We start from the raw sequence: 19,879 nt of genomic DNA on the forward strand, positions 1-19,879 counted from the left end.
ATTTTGACCAAATATGCCAAGTTTTTGCTTTCTCATACCCGATTAATTAAACGATGTTCCTACGATCAAATACACAGCATCCAAATCTTGCTCGGTACGACCGTATGCCAACATTATTGGTCCTATTGGTGAGTCAACACCAAAGAAGATGGAGCCAGCATTGTAAAGCGGCGCTTCGTTTAGTTTCAGATCATTATCAGACCAAACACCGCCATATTCGACCGATGCGCCCAGGTAGACTGGAGCTTCAAACAATCCGAAATCATTATCAAACCACTTATATCGGTACACCAAACTGCTGAAAAATAAGTTCTGTCCGATCAGGCTATTTCTTGGGATTCCCGATAGGCTTAAGAAGCCGCCCAACTCTCTGGGATCAAGCGGTAAAGATGAGTTTTTACTCTCTACAAAACTATATTCAGCATGTCCGACTAAAGTATGACGCTGATGACTCACTGCACCTTTAAATCGTGCAGAGATTTCATAAACGGTATCTTCAATAATTTTGTCAGTTTCTAAAAGGCTAACGCCTTGAGGACTTTGATCATGAGACACTAAATATTCGAGATCGACTAAAAGCCCACGAGTCGGAAATGCGAAATCATCAAGTGTATCTAGGCGATAATTGGCAAACAGGCCACGACGTTCAAAATCCAATTTACCAGCAGAAGCCAAAGTAGAAAGCTCAATATCTCCGGTTGAGTAGCGAGCGCCAAATCGAAGTTCTTGCCACAATGTGGGTTGGATACCTATCGCTAACTCTGTTGTAAAATCATCGTAAGTGACCGGAAAAAAGTCATTTACTGACTCTAAATCTGGTGCTTGAGGCTCTGTTAAAGGTAAGTTTCGGCTCTCACTACCATAGGAAATTCGCCCCGATACAAAAAGTTCTTGGCTAGATAAAACAGGGGAATACAACTCAGCTTCAATCAGCTTATCCGTGCCCATTTCTACGTTGAACGCCAACTCCGCGCCATGAGAGTTCAAGTTGGTAAAGTTGGTCGATATTCCTATGCCGTACTGGCTATCTGTATCGAAGTCATCTTCAAGAAAAAATCGGAAGTTGAGATAATTAGGCCCCCACGACTTCTCGTTAACATCAAAAACCAACAATGTCTCACCATCAACCTCTTCAAAGTGATAAGTGATGAGCTCGAACCGATCTAACGCGTAGAGGTTTTCAACGGCTTTCTCAATTTCGGCCGTTGAAATACGACGTCCGGTTTCTAATTCAATACGATTCGTCAACAACACATCGCTGTAGTGCGTGTTATTAACAATCACTATGTCATCAACCACACGCTGATCGCCATAAATCAAAGTTTTACGAACTTCTTGTTTGCGATCGATGTATTTTTGATAGTCCGCATTGGACAAGCGCAACCCTTTCAGCTTGTCTTTTAACTGCTTGGTAATATCGTACCCAGCTTGAAAAGCCCAAGGCATTTTGTCGAACTCGACAGTTTCCATGGTGCCCACATTGGGACGAATATAGATATCTTGAGGTTCAAGCTCGTCCACTTGCTGTTGTGTACTACGACGAACGAGATAGTTAGAGAGTTGGTCCGCGACAGTAAACAGCCCCGTAAATTCATCTTCGGTTTTGTAGTCGGTGCTAATATCGACGGCAATAACGACATCAGCCCCCATGGCGCGAGCCACATCGACAGGCATGTTATTGACGACACCGCCATCGACAAGCATATGGCCATTGAGCTTATAGGGAGGAAGCGCTCCTGGTACAGACATGCTAGCCATCATGGCGTCCACAAGGTAACCATTGCCCAGTACGACTTCTTCTAGGGCAAGAATATCTGTCGCAACAGAACGATAGGGAATGGCAAGATCATCAAAAGAATCGAATCGCCCTAAGTTCCCTGTAGTCTCACGCAATACTCGCAACATGTTCTGGCCTTGCACCACACCCGTTGGTGCTCGTACCTCACCGAACCTTAAGCCGAGATCGGTATTAATTTGATAGCGGTCTTCATACTCTTTGTCACGAACTCGACGTTGGCTACGGTCAACACGATCTCGATAACCGCTGCCCCAATCGACGGTGTAGATAAAACTCTCAATTTCATCAGCACTCATCCCCGTGGCATAGAGCCCACCCACATAGGCGCCCATACTGGTACCGGTCACAATATCGACAGGGATCTGCATTTCTTCCAATGCTTTTAAAACCCCAATGTGTGCCGCCCCTTTCGCTCCGCCACCAGCGAGCACAACCGCCACCTTTGGTCGAGGTTCCAAGTCATCCGTTTTTGTTAGAGAGTTTGCGAGGGAAACAGAAGGAGTGATCATCAAAAAGGTACTAACCCAAAGCGCAAAGTTGCGAACCGATGGGCTTGATAACAGCTTTTTGAACATTCACTTCTTCCTTTATTGAATATCTGATCAAGTAGGGCGTGCTAGCAGTACTGTACTAACACGCCCTAATATGTACTAAGAATTAATCAGATAAACAAGCTAATGTTGTTGATTTGGCGATGCTACCAATCAAATATGCTATTTAACCAGTTTGATTTCTTCTCACACTGTTGCTTTATCTGACCGGTTTTATCCCAAACCGGCAGTTTGTAATCACTACGGCAGTTCATTTCTAAACCTCCATCAGATGTAGGCTTGAACCCTAATGTGGTGATTTCTCTTGGCCATGGGAGCTCTAAACGCTCAGGAATACGCTGCTTCAAGTACTCTGCGTACACTCGTAATGCACCACTCGACCCTGTTAGATTCACGGGTTTATTATCGTCACGGCCTAGCCAAATTGTCGTCACCTCACGACCATCAACACCGACAAACCAACTATCGCGGTTGTCATTACTGGTACCCGTTTTTCCTGCCAATGCAGCCCAACCAAACTGGCTTTGTAAGAAGCGGCCAGTGCCTTGAGCAACCCCTTGTTTCATCGCGTAGGTCGTTAGCCATGCAGCTTGTTCATCCACGGCTCTTGATGAACGAGGCAAGGATTGATACAGCACATTACCTTCCATATCCATGACTGAGCGCAGAGCGGTCAGTTTTGCACGCTTACCTGAATTCGTCAGAGTCTGATACATCTGTGCAACTTCGAATGGCGTCAAAGAAAACGAACCCAAAAACATCGAAGGCACTGGGCGAATTTCGTCTTTGTTCACGCCCAAACGCTCTAAAGTATTGGACACTTCAGGAATGCCAAGTGCCATACCTAAGCGCACGGTCGGTACGTTAAGTGATTTCGCTAAAGCAATGTAAAGTGGCACATCACCACGATATTTTCTATCGTAGTTGCGCGGCGTCCACACGTTACCTTTACTGCTCTTCAGACTTAACGGCGTGTCGTGTAGCGTCGTGCCTAGGTTGTATTTATCCGGTTGTTCTAGAGCCGTTAAGTAAATCGCTGGTTTCACTAAAGAACCAATCGGACGACTGGCATTGAGCGCGCGGTTAAAGCCTTCATAACCGACACGTTTACCACCTACCATCGCACGGATTTCACCACTATGGCGATCAACGGCCACAGCTGCGGCTTCTAACTCTTTACCACCCCGTTTAGCTAGTTCTGGGATCTTTTTCGCGATAGCTTGTTCCATTTTGCTTTGCGATACTGGGTCCAGAGACGTAAATACGCGCAGTCCGGTCTCTGCCTTAAATCGCTCCCCAACTTTTTCTTTTAATTCAATACTCAATTGTTGGAAATAAGCTGGCTGACGGCTCGCAATACGTGGCTTGCTTTGCGTATCGAGTGGACGACTTACAGCTTGTTCATACTGCTCTGAAGTCAACATGTTTTGCTGCATTAACAGGCGCAGAACGAGATCACGACGCTCTTTCGTTCTCTCAGGGTAACGAATTGGGTTGTAGTAAGACGGTCCTTTTACCATCCCAACTAACATCGCCAATTGATCGATTCGCAACTCCTGAATTGGCTGCCCAAAATAGTAACGCGACGCCAAGCCAAACCCGTGGATCGCTTCACCTCCACTTTGACCTAGGTACACTTCGTTTAGGTAGGCTTCTAAGATACGATCTTTGCTGTAACGGTAATCCAAAATTAGCGCGATATACGCTTCTCGAACTTTACGCCACAGTGTTTTATCACGAGTCAAAAACAGGTTTTTTGCCAATTGCTGAGTCAGCGTACTACCACCTTGAACAGTACGACCCGCCTTAATGTTCGCAACCAATGCACGTGCAATCGCCAGCGGTGACACCCCGTCATGTTGATAAAAATCCCGGTCTTCGGTCGCAAGCAGTGCATCCACCAAAATTTCAGGGAACTGATCACGACGTAAGAAAAGGCGCTGTTCATCACGGTCTTTCTCCAGCATGCCCAACATCTTCGGTTCTAGGCGCAAGTAACCAAGGTCTCCTCGAGATTCTAAAGACTGAATACGTTGCAAGCCGGAATCAGAGAAATGCAGCATAATGTGACGATCCGGCTCGGGACCATCGGCAAACTCGAATGGACGACGAATCAATTCAATCCGAGTGGAAGAAGAGGAATATTCGCCTGGGTAACGAGGTTGACTCACTTTACGGTAATTCAACACATCTAGCTCGTTGCGCAGTTCTTGGATGGTGATATTCTCACCAGGGCTTAGATTCAAGATACGGGCATAAACCACCGTTGGCAGCTCAAACAGCTGACCTTCAAAGCGTTCTTTCACCACACTATCTAAGTAAATCCCAACAAACAGCAAAACAGCGGCAAGTGCAACGCCAGCTTTCCAGCTAAACGACCACAGAACTTTCAACCACGAACGTTTCTCGTTAGTCGGCTTTTTACTCGGCGTACGTCGAGTCTGTTTTGCGGTTCCTTTATTGGTTGTACTTTTCTTCGCTGGCGCTTTTTTCGCGCTAGGCTTCTTGCTGTCAGTCATTATTCAATTGTCTTTTTGTTTTCGTTGTTGCTACATGATTGGCAGGATCATCTGGCCAAACGTGTTTTGGGTAGCGCCCTTTCATCTCTTTTTGAACGTCTTTGTAGCTTCCGTTCCAGAAAGCCGCCAAGTCCGACGTTACTTGCAATGGACGTTGTGCCGGTGAAAGCAGTTCAAGCACCAAACGCTTGCGGCCAAGAGCTACCGTTGGGGAACCACTCTCCCCAAATACTTCTTGCATACGCACCGATAATATCGGCTCGTGGCCATATTGGTAACGGATACGCTTCTTTGAACCTGTGGGTAGTTGGTAATGCTCAGGTAACCATTCATCCAGTTGTTGATTGAGTGGCCAACCTAATAGAGCATTAAGCGCTTCGACCAAGTTTATCTTGCTCAGGTCTTTAACCGAGCTGACAGACGTCATGTATGGTTCTAACCACTCCTCTAATGAATCCAGCAAACTGGCTTCATCAAACACTGGCCATGACTGCTCAGGTAACCATTCCACCGCACAACGAATCCGAGCCAACAAGCTCTCCGCTGCCGGTGTCCAGTTTAGACTCTGTAAGCCCTGGCGGCGGACATACGTGAGTAAAGCTTGTGTCATTTTTTCTTTGCCCGGGCTTGGCAACGGCTCGCGTTCAACGACCAGCAGACCGAGTTTTGTTTGTCGCTCAGCTATTAGACGGCCTCTTTTTTCATCCCAGTCCACTACTTCTTCAGACGAAAATAGCGTATCAAAGGTCGTTCGCAATATATTGACATCCAATTCACATGCCGAATGAATTTGACTTGAATTAGAATGAGAACGCATTAAGTCAACGGCAACCAAATACTCACAGCCACCTAGCATGTCTTCCTGATGACATTCTGCACCATGACCATTAGCCAAAGTAAATCGCCCAAATTGATTTGTGCGCTGCTGCGCAATGCGATCTGGAAATGCCAAACTTAACACCAGCGGTAATGCATCTTCATCCACGCCTTTCAGGTCAAATACCGTATCCAATTTGTACGCCAGAGATTGAGCACGCTTGAACAACATCGACTTTTTTGGATGAGTACCAACAAGCCAACGATGCAAGCTATGAGCGATATTGGTAACATTTCTCTCTGGCTCTTCAATCAGTGCGACCGCCGCCAAAGCAGCATTTAACATCTTATCACTGTAAGATAGCGCTTTAATTAGCATCGCAGCCGCACGAGGCTCAACGCCTAGTTCATGCGCCTGTTTTCCTTCGGACGTTAATTGCCCTTTTTCCGTCAGTAGTCCCAATGACACCAATAGCTGCTTCGCTTGTTCCAATGACGCATTAGCGGGAACATCAAGCCACTTTAGATCGTGGATATCACCCGTTCCCCAAAAGGCAAGCTCCATAACTAAACTAGCCAAATCGAAGTGCAAAATTTCGGGTTGGGGAACCAGCGGTTGCTGCTTGAACTGGCTTTCAGAATAAAGACGAACACAAATGCCCTCTTCTATTCGTCCCGCTCGTCCTGCACGCTGAATCGCTGAAGACTGTGCAATGCGTGTTTGCTCTAAGCGTGTTAAACCGTTTTTCAAATCAAAGCGGGCAATACGCTCTAACCCAGAATCAACCACGAGGCGAATGCCTTCAATCGTTAGTGAAGTTTCTGCAATGTTGGTCGCTAGAACGACTTTACGCTTACCTTGTTCTGCTGGCGTAATCGCTTTTTGTTGATCTGCAAAGCTCAGTTGACCATAAAGTGGGCATACGTCGATATCATCCGCTAAATGAGACAACCGCTCTTCAACTTGTTTTATGGCACCAACACCCGGTAGGAAAGCTAACAAAGATCCAGATTCTTTGTTCATAAGACTTTCTATTGTTTTTGCCATACTCGTAGGTAAATGCTCGTTCACACCTAACGGCTGGTAGCGCATTGCCACATCAAAGCTCCGCCCTTCAGATTCAATGTAACTGGCTTCCGGCAACAACGATTGTAATGCTTGTTGGTCAAGCGTTGCCGACATTACCACCAGCTTGAGATCGTCTCGCAATGCCTCTTGAACTTCTAAACTGAATGCCAAAGCGGTATCGGCATGAATGCTGCGTTCATGAAACTCATCAAAGATCAGTAGATCAACCCCATCCAGTTCAGGGTCAGTTTGGATCATCCTGGTCATGATCCCTTCGGTCACGATCTCCAGCTGCGTTGCAGAACTTACCTTTGCCTCGCCACGAACTCGATAACCCACGCGTTGACCAACTTGTTCTCCCAATTGCTCAGCAAGATAACGGGCAATGTTACGCGCCGCGAGTCGTCTTGGCTCAAGCATGATGATTTTTCCAGCAACCGAATGATTTAAGAGTAACTGCAAAGGGAAGTAAGTCGACTTACCGGCACCAGGCGCCGCTTTTAAGATCACTTGATGTTGATTTTTGACCGCCGTCAGCAACTCAGGCATCACGGCTTCAATCGGCAATTGTGACAAAGGAAATACCTTATGGTGTAATGGTGGCAACATTGTACATAAAAAATTTTTTGTCTAAATAAGCAAATGCATTTCACACCCGCTTTAGAGTCCGCCACTCTACTCAAACGTTATAAACGCTTTCTTGCCGATATCGAGCTCGATACTGGTGAAATCCGTACAATCCACTGCGCAAATACAGGTGCAATGACGGGTTGTGCAACGCCCGGAAACAAAGTTTGGTTTTCTACTTCCGACAACCCGAAACGAAAATACCCCAATAGTTGGGAGTTGAGTGAGACCGAACAAGGCCACCGTATTTGTATCAACACCGCGCGTGCCAATCAATTAGCCGTAGAGGCTATTGAAAATAATGTCATTTCAGAGCTTTATGGTTATGACACACTTCAAACTGAGGTGAAATACGGCAATGAAAATAGCCGAATTGATATCTTGCTCAGCGCAGACGACAAGCCAAAGTGCTATATAGAAGTGAAAAGCGTCACTCTTCTTGATGAGACCGACTCTACTGGACAAGGATACTTCCCAGATGCGGTCACGACTCGGGGACAAAAACACCTGAGAGAGCTCACAGAAATGGCACAAAATGGAAGTAGAGCCATACTTTTATTCACTGTTTTACATTCAGGTATTGAAAAAGTATCCGCGGCGCACCATATAGACGCGAAATATTCACTATTACTCAAACAAGCACAAGACGCTGGAGTGGAAGTTCTCTGCTACAAAGCTGAACTGAGCGATACTGGAATGAAGCTGATTTCCGCTATTGATTTTATCAATTAAGAGAAAAAATGATGTCGTCTTCACATTGACGATAACTTTGCGATTCAGTATTTGCTTGCACCGCCTCTTTTTGCTATAGATACCCGCCTTAAATTGACTGCGTAGCAGTTGACTAGGTGTAAGTAGGAGATGCTGTATGCCAGAATCAAAGAAGAAAACGATAGGCATCCTAGCCATTGCCGGCGTGGAGCCATATCAGGAAAAACCTGGTGAAGAGTACATGTCACCAGAGCAGGTTGAACACTTTACGAAAATCTTAACAGCTTGGCGCGACCAGCTAAGAGCTGAAGTGGATCGTACTGTTCACCACATGCAGGACGAAGCAGCAAACTTCCCAGATCCAGTTGACCGCGCCTCTCAAGAGGAAGAGTTCAGCCTAGAACTGCGTAACCGTGACCGCGAACGCCGTTTGATCAAGAAGATTGAAAAGACTTTGGATAAAATCAAAGAAGACGATTTTGGCTTCTGTGAGTCTTGTGGCGTAGAGATTGGCGTTCGCCGTCTTGAAGCACGTCCAACCGCTGACCTTTGTATTGACTGTAAAACACTTGCAGAAATCAAAGAGAAGCAAATGCAAGGTTAATCACCCAGCATTATGATTGTTGAAGGGAGCTCAGGCTCCCTTTTTGTTTTGGCTATCTTCGCACCCTATTTGTTTACTAAATTCGAGATACACGCATGACACGCTATGTAGGTCGATTCGCCCCATCTCCTTCTGGTCCACTGCATTTTGGTTCACTGATTGCCGCTCTTGGCAGTTATTTTCAAGCGAAAGCACAAAACGGAGCTTGGTTAGTACGTATTGAGGACTTAGACCCACCAAGAGAAATGCCAGGTGCAGCGCAACTTATCCTAGAGGCACTCAAGGCCTATCAGCTGCATTGGGATGGAGAAGTGGTATACCAGAGCGAACGTCACGACCTTTACCAAGCTCAAATAAACAAATGGCTCGAAAATGGGGAAGCCTATTATTGCCAATGTACTCGTAAGCAAATTAAAGAGCATGGCGGTTTTTATCCTGGCACTTGCCGCGATAAAAACTTGAAAGACGGCGCGATTCGCCTAAAAATGACCAAGCCTGTCGCTCATTTCCTCGACCAAAAGCGGGGAACCATTACTATTCCAGAGCAACTCGTTAATGAAGATTTCATTATTAAACGTCGAGATGGATTATTTGCTTATAATCTTGCGGTAGTATTGGACGACATCGACCAAGGCGTCACAGAAGTCGTGCGAGGTGCAGACTTAATCGAGCCGACAGGGCGTCAAATTAGCCTGTACCAAATACTTGGTCAGCCTGAAGTTAGCTACTTGCATTTACCATTGGCGATGGACAACAACGGCAATAAATTGTCGAAACAAAATCACGCGACGGCTATTGATATAGATACACCAAAACCTACTCTATTGCGCGCCATGACATTTTTAGGTTTCGAGATACCTGAAACCGTAAGGGCGGCCAACATAGAAGATATTCTTCGTTGGGGCTGCGAAAACTGGCGCTTGGAACAGCTTCCAGCAGAGATCGAGATCACACCGTGATTCTCAAATGGCATTGTGTAGGCTATCATTAGCCGCAAATTAGGCCCTAGAGGCGTATAAAACTAACCAAAGCAAGATTGGATTAAACCCAGTTATTGCCAGATGCACATGAATACAAACGACTATACACCAAGCGAACCTGCCACAATTCCAGAGCTCGCTCTCAATGTAATAACTCGTGAAGAGCACAACATTTCGCGTAAGCAGATCAGTGATAATGCGCTGAAGGTACTGTACCGCCTAAATGGTGCTGGTTTCGATGCTTTTCTTGTGGGTGGCGGGGTTCGAGACTTACTGCTTGGACAAAAACCAAAAGATTTTGACATTGCGACCAACGCAACGCCGGAACAGATCAAACAGCTATTTCGTAACTGCCGTTTGATTGGTCGCCGCTTCCGCTTGGCTCATATTATGTTTGGCCGAGACATCATTGAGGTTGCGACATTCCGTGGTCACCACCAAGAGCAAAAGAATAAGAGCATTTCTCAGCAATCAAAAGAGGGTATGCTGCTGCGTGACAACGTCTACGGCACCATCGATGAAGATGCTGAGCGCCGTGATTTCACGATTAACTCGATGTACTACAACATCGCAGATTACTCGATTCACGACTACGCACGTGGTATTGAAGATTTAGAAGATCGCCTAATTCGACTGATTGGTGATCCAGAAACACGCTACCGTGAAGACCCTGTGCGCATGCTGCGTGCGGTTCGTTTCGCGGTAAAACTAGACTTTGATATTGAAGAAGACACCGCAGCGCCAATCGAACACATGGCACCGTTGCTCGGTGACATTCCGTCAGCGCGTCTTTTTGAAGAGTCACTCAAATTATTGCAATCCGGTCATGGCTTAGAAACCTACCACCTACTGCGTGAGTACAACCTATTCCAGCAACTATTCCCGACGATTGCAGCGCACTTTACAGAAGATTACTCCTCTCACACTGAGCAGATGTTGGATCTTGTCCTAGATTCTACCGACATGCGCATCGAAGATGGGAAACGCATCAATCCAGCATTTATGTTTGCTGCAATGCTGTGGTACCCACTGTGTGCGAAAGCCGATGAACTGATGGAAGAGCGCAACTTAGGCCATTACGACGCCATTATGGAAGCGAGCAACATCATTCTTGACGAGCAAGTTCGCACAATTGCCATTCCAAGACGCCACACCGCAACCATTCGCGAGATTTGGCAGTTACAGCTTCGTCTTCCACGACGTAACGGTAAACGTGCATTCCGTCTTATGGAGCTCAATAAATTTAGAGCTGGCTTTGATTTTCTTGAAATGCGCGGTGAAATTGAAGGTGGTGACACTCAGAAGCTTGCCAAGTGGTGGGAAACTTTTCAAAATGCAGGCCGAGAAATGCGTCAAGCAATGGCTGCCGACTTAGACGGTCAATCACCGAAAACAGGCCAGCGCCGCCGTAAAACTTATCGCAAGAAAAAGAGTAAGCCCAAATCATGATTACAGCGTACATTGCGGTAGGCAGTAACTTGGCTGATCCTGTCAGCCAAGCAAAGCAAGCGATTGAAGCATTAAAAACGCTGCCTAAATCAGAGTTTGTTCAAGCTTCTTCGCTATACAGCAGCACGCCAATGGGGCCACAAAACCAACCGGATTACATCAATGCGGTTGTGTCTATTAACACCAGTTTGACGCCTATTGAATTGCTCAATTGCACACAAGCTATAGAGCAAGAACAAGGTCGTGTCCGTAAAGACGAACGCTGGGGACCAAGAACCTTGGACCTCGACATTGTGCTTTATGGCAATGAGGTGATTAATTCCGAGAGGCTGATCGTTCCTCATTATGGAATGAAAGAGCGTGAATTCGTACTCTACCCTCTTGCGGAAATTGCACCAAGTTTACAACTCCCTGATGGGACCGAGGTCTCTGAACTACTGGAACAAGTAGATAGAAACGGCCTCAGTATCTGGCAGTCATAGCCAACTCCTAGTAAGGATAAAACCATGAAAAAAATGACCATCAACGACCTAATCAAGTGGAAGCAAGAAGGTCGTAAATTTGCTACTTCAACCGCTTATGATGCGAGCTTTGCCCAACTGTTTGAAAGCCAAGAAATGCCAGTACTTCTTGTTGGTGATTCTCTAGGTATGGTTTTGCAAGGTCACAACGATACTCTGCCAGTAACGGTCGATGATATCGCTTACCATACTCGTTGCGTACGTGCTGGTAGCCCAAATTGTTTGTTGATGGCAGACATGCCATTCATGAGCTACACCACGCCAGAGCAAGCTTGCGAAAATGCGGCTAAACTGATGCGTGCTGGTGCCAATATGGTAAAAATTGAAGGTGGTGACTGGCTTGTCGACACGGTGAAAATGCTCACTGAACGATCAGTTCCAGTTTGTGCTCATCTTGGTTTAACTCCTCAAGCTGTTAATATTTTTGGTGGTTACAAAATCCAAGGTCGCGATCAAGAAAAAGCAGACCGCATGGTAAAAGACGCATTAGCGCTGCAAGAAGCAGGCGCTCAAATCGTCTTACTAGAATGCGTACCAGCTGAGCTTGCTGAACGTATTACGCAAGTGCTTGACGTTCCTGTTATCGGTATTGGTGCAGGTAACGTAACAGATGGTCAAATTCTCGTAATGCATGATATGTTTGGTATTTCTGCCAACTACATGCCGAAATTCTCCAAAAACTTTCTTGCTGAAACAGGTGATATGCGCAAAGCCGTTACTAAATACATTGAAGATGTAGCCAACGGTGTATTCCCAGACGACGCTCATACCATTGCCTAGAGGATAAATGCATGCAAACTTTTGCGGAAATCTCAGCAGTTCGTGAACACCTTAAAACCTTTAAACGTGAAGGTCGTAAAGTGGCGTTTGTCCCTACCATGGGCAACCTTCACGAAGGCCACTTAACTTTAGTGCGTAAAGCACGCGAATACGCTGATATCGTTGTCGTAAGCATCTTTGTTAATCCGATGCAATTTGATCGTGCTGACGATTTAAATAATTACCCACGCACGCTAGAGGAAGACTTAAGCAAGTTAACCTCTGAAGGGGTCGATGTGGTATTTACGCCAACACCAGAAGTTATCTACCCAGAAGGTCTGGATAAGCAAACCTTCGTCGATGTCCCTGGCCTATCAACAATTCTCGAAGGCGCGTCTCGACCAGGTCATTTCCGTGGCGTGACGACGATTGTGAATAAGCTGTTTAACATCGTACAACCGGATGTCGCGTGCTTCGGCGAGAAGGACTTCCAACAACTTGCTGTTATCCGCAAGATGGTTGATGACCTAGCAATGGACATTGAAATCATCGGTGTACCAACCGTACGTGAAATGGACGGTTTAGCAATGAGTTCACGCAATGGCTTGCTTACGCTGGACGAGCGTCAACGTGCGCCTGTACTTGCTCGTACAATGCGTTGGATCAGTAGTGCCATTCGCGGTGGCCGCGATGACTACGCATCGATCATCGAAGATGCAAGCGACCAACTTCGAGCTGCAGGTCTGCACCCTGATGAGATCTTCATTCGTGATGCTCGTACATTACAAGTGATCACACCAGAAACGACACAAGCTGTCATTCTGATGTCTGCGTTCCTAGGCAAGGCTCGTCTTATCGATAACCAAACGGTAGATATGGTTGTCGAAGCGAAGGAAGAAGCTGAATCTAACAATACAAACTCAGAGAGCGCAGAGTAAGCTCTGAGTCATAAAAGTAAAAAGGTCGACTCTTAGTCGACCTTTTTTATACTCTACGTATAGACGCAATCTAACCCTTCAGGGCGAGTTTTAAACCGCTTGTGCAGCCACATCCACGCTGGAATATCACGTTTTATCATTTTCTCAAGCTCTTGGTTCAAGATGCTTGCCGCTTTAACCGCATTACGTCTCTCGAAACACTCGCTAATGTCTTTTCCAATGTACAGCGTGTAATGGTGATTTTTACTCACTGTAACGCCAGATATAACCGCGCACTTTGTTGCATCAATGAGAACACTAGACCCGACGGTACTCGCCGCTTGTTCAACAGCAAAAAACGGCGCAAAAACAGAATGGTTAACGCCATAATCATGGTCGGGCAAATACCAAAGTCGATGACCACTCTTCAGAACTTTGATCATTGATTTCACGTCTTTTCGATCAATCATTTGATGTCCAAAACGAGTTCGACCTCGATGTTGAATAAACTCATAAGCAGGATTCGAATTTGGGCGATAAACGCCATAACCTTGGGCAAACCGGCTAAAAATACGAGCGGTTATCTCCAAGTTTAAATGGTGACTGCACACCACCAACACACCACGTCCATTCTTTTCCTCAGCGAGTAAACGATCTTTTCCAACAATAGAGGTTATCCGACGTATCCGCCAATCTGGCCAAAACCAGGCGATACCGGTTTCGATGATCGCCATTCCAGTATATTGAAAGTTTTTTCGTACTACGTCCTTACATTGCCAATCCGTAAAATCAGGGAAACACAGCTGGAGATTACGCAGAGCGATCTTGTGTCGGCGCTTCATTACATGCATCGCAATACAGCCGATGCTTCTACCTAAGATTCGTAATACTACGTATGGCAGTACATTAACAAGAATCGCTAAAGATCCAAATGCCAGCCATACAGACCAATATTTGGGCTTAAGTAATTGATAGGAGAAAGGCGGCGGCGGGACAATATTCATAGGATCACTCATTTATTACAAATGATTGAAACCTACCATGATAAAAACCGAAAAATTGTATGGGTATGTATTGTTATGCACGCGAAAGAGCAGCATGAGTCGCTGCTCTTTGCTTTATGAGAATGGCTTAGCTTCTTAGGCCAATCCCTTTGGTTACTAGGTAATGCGCAATGGCATACAGTGCAACAACAAACACTGCAAGTACACTAAATGAAGTGACAATGCCCACATCCGAGACACCTAAAAAGCCGTAGCGGAACGCATTCACCATGTAGACGATTGGGTTGATCTTAGAAACGCCTTGCCAAAATTCAGGCAGCAGACTGATCGAATAAAAGACTCCTCCCAAGTAAGTTAAAGGAGTCAATACAAACGTAGGGATGATCGAAATATCATCAAACGTTTTTGCGTAAACCGCATTGATCAAGCCACCGAGAGCAAATACAACCGAAGTCATGAAGACAGTCGCGACAATAATGCCCCAGTGCTCCACGTGCAAATCAACGAACAAAAGTGACACACAAGTAACAATTGCACCGACCAACAAACCTCGAGTCACGCCGCCCATCACATAGCCAGCAATAATCACATAGTTTGGTACCGGTGCCACCAGCAGTTCTTCAATATTCTTCTGTAGCTTTGCACTAAAGAATGACGACGCCACGTTCGAGTATGAGTTAGTGATCACCGACATCATGATCAAACCTGGAACAATGTACTCCATGTAACTAAAGCCGCTCATCTCACCAATTCGAGAGCCAATAAGATTGCCGAAAATGATGAAGTACAACGTCATCGTAATGGCTGGCGGCACTAAGGTTTGCACCCAAATACGTGTAAAACGAGTGACTTCTTTGCTCAGCAAGCTGCGAAATGCCGTCCAATATAAACCGTACATTTAATTACTCCCCTCTCTTACAATGCTGACAAACAACTCTTCAAGTCGGTTGGCTTTGTTACGCATTGAGAGAACTTTAATGCCATGCTCTGTTAACTGACTGAATACCGAATTCAATCCTTGGCTTTTATCTAGTTCTATCTCTAAAGAGCCATCAACAATACTTTGTCGATTAACACCTTCAAGCTCAGGCACCTCGACTTCTGACTCAATATCCAAGATAAATGTCTCGACGCTTAGCTTACCTAGTAACGCCTTCATGGTGGTATTTTCAATCAGCTCACCACGATTAATAATGCCGATATTTCGACACAGCATCTCCGCTTCTTCTAGGTAGTGTGTCGTTAAAATAATCGTAATTCCTTGCTCTTGGTTGATCTCTTTCAGAAACCCCCACATTGAGCGGCGTAGTTCAATATCCACTCCAGCCGTTGGTTCATCTAAAATGAGTAATTGCGGCTCGTGCATCAAAGCTCTTGCGATCATTAAACGACGCTTCATCCCACCGGATAGGTTACGAGCACGTTCTTGGCGTTTTTCCCATAAATCCAATTTTTTCAGGTATTTTTCTGCTCTTTCTTTGGCTAACACTTTAGACACACCGTAATAGCCAGCTTGCTGCATCACAATTTGCTCAACGGTTTCAAACTGGTTGAAGTTGAACTCTTGTGGCACCAAGCCTAAATTCTGCTTGGCCAATTCGAGGTCGGTATCAATGTCATAACCGAAAACTTTCGTCGTTCCTGAGGTTTTATTCACTAAGGAGGAGATGATGCCAATCGTGGTCGATTTTCCTGCACCATTGGGACCCAGAAGCGCGTAGAAGTCACCCTTTTTCACTTGGAGACTTATACCTTTTAACGCCTCAAAGCCACCTGCATACGTCTTGCGCAGTTGTTCAATTTCTAATGCGTACATAAGGTCTTGATTGCCGTTTGTTTGTGATTACTAATACCGACTCATATTTAGCAGCGGTTTACTACAAAATCGCCTTGGGTATCGTATTGGAGGTCCATCAGTTTATCGTTGAATGACGATGATTACAAATAAACCTTTCGATAATATTGGAAATATAACCCTTACCTCGTAAAGGTTATCTCTGAGTAAGACAAAATAGAGCATAAAAAAACGCAACAGGACACTGTTGCGTTTTTAACTGTCAGAATGATTACGCCGTTATGCGCTGATACTGGTCTGCCTCAACATGTGCCACCGCCGCATTCAATGCTTCGTAACGGAATTGGTACATATTTTCATCAGGCACAAGGTCAATCACATGGAATTTCTCTAGCTGTTCTCGTGTTCGCTCATTCGGGCATAATAAATACACGGCACAATTGGCATCGAGAGCATCCTTAATCGCATTCTCTAACGCCAAACCGACGGTCACATCAATCATTGGTACATCCGTAAGATCGAGAATCATCACGTCATAGTCCGAAATACTAGAGTGCTGACGTGAAATGGCTTTAGAAACACTAAAGATCATCGGACCGGAAAGATAAAAGAACAGCACTTTACCATTAGCACGATCCAACAAACCACGCTCGCTGTCAGTCAGCGGCACATCATCTTCATCCGCGTCGCTGATCGCTTTTACTTGTCGCGCCTGCTCTCGGCTCAAACGCTCGATGATGATAATGTTCGAGATAAAGACGCCTAAACCCACCGCAACGATAAGATCAACGAATACTGTAAGCAACATAACGCCATACATCACCGCCATTCCGGAAAAGCTTACCTTATGTGCCCTCTGAATAAAGCTCCAGTCTAGGATGTTAAAGCCAACATACACCGCAATGCCTGCTAACACAGCCATCGGGATTGGCTCTGTTAACCCGCCAGCAACCAGTACAACCAACGCCAACATTAGTGCACGAATCACACCAGATAATGGCGAACGAGCCCCAACTTGGATATTCGTTACCGTCCCCATGGTAGCCCCCGCCCCCGGCAGCGCACCAAACAAGCCTGAGATCATGTTAGCTAACCCTTGACCTCGCAGCTCTTTATCTGAGTCGTGTTCTTTACGAGTTAATGAGTCACCGATAACCGCCGTTAACAAAGTATCAATACAACCTAATGTGCCGAGCACTAATGCATCAATGACCATCTCGACAAACATATCTGTGTCAATATAAGGGGCGACGAGAGAAGGTAACCCAGCAGGAATTTCACCGATACGACGAATATCTTCTGTATCAAAGAGAATCACAGACAATAAAGTCACCGCGACCAATGCCACGAGCTGTGCAGGAACGTATTTACGATATTGCTTAGGGAAGAAAAAAAGAATCCCCAAAGTCAGTAGTCCCAAAAACAACTCACTGAACTTAAGGTTAGAAATGGTCTCCGGCAAAGCAGATAACGTTCCGAGTACTCCCCCTGAAGGCGCAGCATGCCCCATCAAAGGCGATAACTGCAGAATGATAAGAATCACACCAATGCCAGACATAAACCCGGAAATAACGCTATAAGGCATTAAGGTAACGTATTTACCCAGTTTTAACGTCCCCAATAGGATTTGGAACGCGCCAGCCATCATGACAACCGTGAAAGTCATAGCCATGCCCGTTTCTGGGTATTTCGCCATCATACTGGTTAATACTGCGGTCATGATTACCGTCATTGGCCCTGTCGGTTCTGATATTAACGTATTAGAACCACCAAATAACGAGGCAAACAAACCGACCATTATTGCTCCCCAAAGGCCGGCCTCAGCACCGGCTCCGGATGCAACACCAAACGCTAACGCCAGAGGGAGAGAGATAATCGCCGTGGTTACCCCGCCAAATACATCCCCTTTGAAATTGATATCTTCAAAACGACTACCGAACACTGCTGATTTTCCCTGCATTCAATTTTAAAAAGTAAAATATCACTACTTTAACGAGCTAGGCGAAAATTTAAACCATAAATAGATTAAGGCTAAATTCACACCACAAATAGTTTCACCAGATTTTACTTTTTTCTTAATGAAAACTAGTCAGATGAGTCCTATCTGACGAATATTTAACGAGATCAAAATTGTAACATTGTGTATAGTTACAACACTGATCGCTTGCATGTGCACACAAACAGCGGCAGCGATTTTGTCTTTTAAGGGAAGTAGTTTGCAAAATGCCGGAAATAAAACAGTTATTTGAAAACAATTCGAAATGGTCTCAAGAGATCAAATCTGATCGACCTGAATACTTCGCAAAACTCGCTGAGGGGCAAAAGCCTGATTTTCTTTGGATTGGCTGCTCTGATAGCCGCGTCCCTGCCGAGCGACTAACCGGACTATACTCAGGTGAACTCTTTGTTCATCGGAATGTTGCAAACCAAGTTATCCATACTGATCTCAACTGTCTATCCGTCGTCCAGTACGCCGTAGACGTTCTTAAGGTTAAACACATCATTGTCTGTGGACACTATGGATGTGGTGGCGTAAATGCAGCCATTGATAACCCTAAGCTAGGTCTTATTAATAATTGGCTGTTACATATCAGAGATATCTATTTCAAACACCGCACTTACCTAGATCAAATGCCGCAACAAGATCGAGCGGATAAACTAGGCGAGCTTAATGTTGCAGAGCAAGTGTACAACTTGGGTAACTCAACCATCCTGCAAAACGCTTGGGAGCGTGGACAAGATGTTGAAATTCATGGTGTGGTATACGGAATTGAAGATGGTCGCTTAGAGTACTTAGGCATTCGTTCTAACTCTAAGGAAACCGTAGAAGCGTCTTACCAGAAAGCTCTTTCGACGATTCTAAATACAGATAACAAGCTGCTTTGTCGCTAAGTTATATCTAAAAGTTGAACAAAAAACGCCCATCTGAGATGGGCGTTTTTTTATATTTTTAATGCTGCTCTCAATGATTATTCTTGAGGTACAACTTTACCGATGTATGGTAAGTGGCGGTATTTCTGCGCGTAATCAATACCCACACCAACGACAAACTCATCTGGGATTTCGAAACCAATCCAATCCACAGGAACATTCACTTCGCGACGAGATGGCTTATCTAGGAGCGTACAAATCGCGATAGACTTCGGCTCACGCAGCGATAAGATCTCACGGATTTTATTTAGTGTGTTACCTGTATCAATGATGTCTTCAACAAGCAAAATGTCTTTGCCTTTGATGTCATCATCCAAATCTTTCAAGATACGAACGTCACGTGAACTTTCCATTGTGTTGCCGTAGCTTGACGCAGTCATAAAATCAACTTGGTGAGTCAGTTCGATAGCACGTGCCAAGTCTGCCATAAATACAAATGAGCCACGCAATAAGCCTACCAACACAAGATCTTCACTACCTTGATAACGCTCTGTAATTTGTTTGCCTAATTCACGAACTCGTTCCTGAACTTCTTGCTCAGAAATCATGACTTCTATTGTATGTTTCATACTGTGCTCAATCTAATTTGTGGGTTGAGGTAAGTCGCACGCAAACGATCACCTAATCTTACGGCGTGTAGTGTATCACCACGTTCATTGGGTTGAAAGTCACATCCTGTTGCCAAAAAATCTTGGAAGAAGGTCTTAGTTTTATAAAGTTCATAGCTAATTTTATCAATAATAATGACATTACTGTATATAAATTGTTCTACAGATGTTGACCTTGTTGATATGCACCATTACACTCATCACTGCTTTAAGCAACTAT

At 45.2% G+C, this 19,879-nt stretch carries 16 protein-coding genes; 8 read left to right on the forward strand and 8 right to left on the reverse strand.

The window, feature by feature from the left end:
• Positions 1-42: 42 nt before the first annotated feature.
• The 3 genes from R7Q46_RS07920 to hrpB all read right to left on the reverse strand — a co-directional run bounded on the left by R7Q46_RS07920 (position 43) and on the right by hrpB (position 7,329).
• Complete coding sequence (locus tag R7Q46_RS07920) at positions 43-2,373, reverse strand: patatin-like phospholipase family protein (protein WP_005380018.1); 2,331 nt, start codon at positions 2,371-2,373, stop codon at positions 43-45.
• A 122-nt stretch (positions 2,374-2,495) separates the two neighbouring features.
• The gene (mrcB, locus tag R7Q46_RS07925; RefSeq protein ID WP_005380020.1) at positions 2,496-4,868 is read right to left on the reverse strand and encodes a penicillin-binding protein 1B; all 2,373 of its coding nucleotides are present in this window, start codon (positions 4,866-4,868) and stop codon (positions 2,496-2,498) included.
• Entirely contained in the window at positions 4,861-7,329 is a 2,469-nt protein-coding gene (gene hrpB / locus R7Q46_RS07930) for an ATP-dependent helicase HrpB (RefSeq protein WP_213871668.1), read from the reverse strand. The genes mrcB and hrpB overlap by 8 nt, the downstream gene beginning before the upstream one ends.
• A gap of 66 nt (positions 7,330-7,395) precedes the next feature.
• Between hrpB and sfsA the strand changes: the two genes are divergently transcribed.
• From sfsA to panC, 7 genes are all read left to right on the forward strand, one after another.
• On the forward strand, positions 7,396-8,112 hold the full coding sequence (gene sfsA / locus R7Q46_RS07935; RefSeq protein WP_005380023.1) for a DNA/RNA nuclease SfsA: 717 nt from the start codon (positions 7,396-7,398) through the stop codon (positions 8,110-8,112).
• Between the two features lie 136 nt (positions 8,113-8,248).
• Positions 8,249-8,695: an RNA polymerase-binding protein DksA gene (gene dksA, locus R7Q46_RS07940; protein WP_005386584.1), complete on the forward strand. Its 447-nt coding sequence runs from the start codon at positions 8,249-8,251 to the stop codon at positions 8,693-8,695.
• 95 nt (positions 8,696-8,790) lie between these two features.
• Positions 8,791-9,654 (forward strand): tRNA glutamyl-Q(34) synthetase GluQRS, encoded by an 864-nt coding sequence (gene gluQRS, locus R7Q46_RS07945; protein WP_005386586.1) that lies wholly within the window; start codon positions 8,791-8,793, stop codon positions 9,652-9,654.
• A 102-nt stretch (positions 9,655-9,756) separates the two neighbouring features.
• Entirely contained in the window at positions 9,757-11,124 is a 1,368-nt protein-coding gene (gene pcnB / locus R7Q46_RS07950; protein WP_005386589.1) for a polynucleotide adenylyltransferase PcnB, read from the forward strand.
• Positions 11,121-11,606, forward strand: coding sequence for a 2-amino-4-hydroxy-6-hydroxymethyldihydropteridine diphosphokinase (gene folK / locus R7Q46_RS07955; protein WP_017635910.1), 486 nt, complete (start codon positions 11,121-11,123; stop codon positions 11,604-11,606). The genes pcnB and folK overlap by 4 nt, the downstream gene beginning before the upstream one ends.
• A gap of 24 nt (positions 11,607-11,630) precedes the next feature.
• Positions 11,631-12,425, forward strand: coding sequence for a 3-methyl-2-oxobutanoate hydroxymethyltransferase (gene panB / locus R7Q46_RS07960; protein WP_005386592.1), 795 nt, complete (start codon positions 11,631-11,633; stop codon positions 12,423-12,425).
• 11 nt (positions 12,426-12,436) lie between these two features.
• The gene (gene panC / locus R7Q46_RS07965) at positions 12,437-13,342 is read left to right on the forward strand and encodes a pantoate--beta-alanine ligase (protein ID WP_005380005.1); all 906 of its coding nucleotides are present in this window, start codon (positions 12,437-12,439) and stop codon (positions 13,340-13,342) included.
• Positions 13,343-13,395: 53 nt separating this feature from the next.
• Here the strand turns inward: panC and R7Q46_RS07970 are convergent, their stop codons facing one another.
• The 4 genes from R7Q46_RS07970 to R7Q46_RS07985 form a co-directional block, all read right to left on the reverse strand.
• Positions 13,396-14,325: a Kdo(2)-lipid IV(A) acyltransferase gene (locus R7Q46_RS07970; protein WP_213871669.1), complete on the reverse strand. Its 930-nt coding sequence runs from the start codon at positions 14,323-14,325 to the stop codon at positions 13,396-13,398.
• A gap of 127 nt (positions 14,326-14,452) precedes the next feature.
• On the reverse strand, positions 14,453-15,223 hold the full coding sequence (locus tag R7Q46_RS07975; protein ID WP_256895663.1) for an ABC transporter permease: 771 nt from the start codon (positions 15,221-15,223) through the stop codon (positions 14,453-14,455).
• Positions 15,224-16,141, reverse strand: coding sequence for an ABC transporter ATP-binding protein (locus tag R7Q46_RS07980; RefSeq protein WP_005380000.1), 918 nt, complete (start codon positions 16,139-16,141; stop codon positions 15,224-15,226).
• 250 nt (positions 16,142-16,391) lie between these two features.
• Positions 16,392-18,062: a SulP family inorganic anion transporter gene (locus R7Q46_RS07985; RefSeq protein ID WP_005379997.1), complete on the reverse strand. Its 1,671-nt coding sequence runs from the start codon at positions 18,060-18,062 to the stop codon at positions 16,392-16,394.
• A 281-nt stretch (positions 18,063-18,343) separates the two neighbouring features.
• On the opposite strand from R7Q46_RS07985, the gene can reads away from it, so the two are divergent.
• A complete protein-coding gene (gene can / locus R7Q46_RS07990) occupies positions 18,344-19,012 on the forward strand; it encodes a carbonate dehydratase (RefSeq protein WP_005379996.1) in 669 nt (222 codons plus the stop codon).
• Positions 19,013-19,089: 77 nt separating this feature from the next.
• Here the strand turns inward: can and hpt are convergent, their stop codons facing one another.
• Complete coding sequence (gene hpt, locus R7Q46_RS07995) at positions 19,090-19,620, reverse strand: hypoxanthine phosphoribosyltransferase (RefSeq protein ID WP_005379995.1); 531 nt, start codon at positions 19,618-19,620, stop codon at positions 19,090-19,092.
• Between the last annotated feature and the right edge of the window lie 259 nt (positions 19,621-19,879).

The organism is Vibrio sp. 811 (assembly GCF_033339195.1).

What these genes read in the sequence shown, in the direction of transcription:
- pcnB (WP_005386589.1), top strand. Translation starts at nt 9,757, where the DNA reads ATGCACATGAATACAAACGACTATACACCAAGCGAACCTGCCACAATT.
- R7Q46_RS07970 (WP_213871669.1), bottom strand. Translation starts at nt 14,325, where the DNA reads ATGAATATTGTCCCGCCGCCGCCTTTCTCCTATCAATTACTTAAGCCC.
- R7Q46_RS07975 (WP_256895663.1), bottom strand. Translation starts at nt 15,223, where the DNA reads ATGTACGGTTTATATTGGACGGCATTTCGCAGCTTGCTGAGCAAAGAA.
- folK (WP_017635910.1), top strand. Translation starts at nt 11,121, where the DNA reads ATGATTACAGCGTACATTGCGGTAGGCAGTAACTTGGCTGATCCTGTC.
- mrcB (WP_005380020.1), bottom strand. Translation starts at nt 4,868, where the DNA reads ATGACTGACAGCAAGAAGCCTAGCGCGAAAAAAGCGCCAGCGAAGAAA.
- R7Q46_RS07920 (WP_005380018.1), bottom strand. Translation starts at nt 2,373, where the DNA reads ATGTTCAAAAAGCTGTTATCAAGCCCATCGGTTCGCAACTTTGCGCTT.
- can (WP_005379996.1), top strand. Translation starts at nt 18,344, where the DNA reads ATGCCGGAAATAAAACAGTTATTTGAAAACAATTCGAAATGGTCTCAA.
- hpt (WP_005379995.1), bottom strand. Translation starts at nt 19,620, where the DNA reads ATGAAACATACAATAGAAGTCATGATTTCTGAGCAAGAAGTTCAGGAA.
- gluQRS (WP_005386586.1), top strand. Translation starts at nt 8,791, where the DNA reads ATGACACGCTATGTAGGTCGATTCGCCCCATCTCCTTCTGGTCCACTG.
- R7Q46_RS07980 (WP_005380000.1), bottom strand. Translation starts at nt 16,141, where the DNA reads ATGTACGCATTAGAAATTGAACAACTGCGCAAGACGTATGCAGGTGGC.
- panC (WP_005380005.1), top strand. Translation starts at nt 12,437, where the DNA reads ATGCAAACTTTTGCGGAAATCTCAGCAGTTCGTGAACACCTTAAAACC.
- sfsA (WP_005380023.1), top strand. Translation starts at nt 7,396, where the DNA reads ATGCATTTCACACCCGCTTTAGAGTCCGCCACTCTACTCAAACGTTAT.
- dksA (WP_005386584.1), top strand. Translation starts at nt 8,249, where the DNA reads ATGCCAGAATCAAAGAAGAAAACGATAGGCATCCTAGCCATTGCCGGC.
- panB (WP_005386592.1), top strand. Translation starts at nt 11,631, where the DNA reads ATGAAAAAAATGACCATCAACGACCTAATCAAGTGGAAGCAAGAAGGT.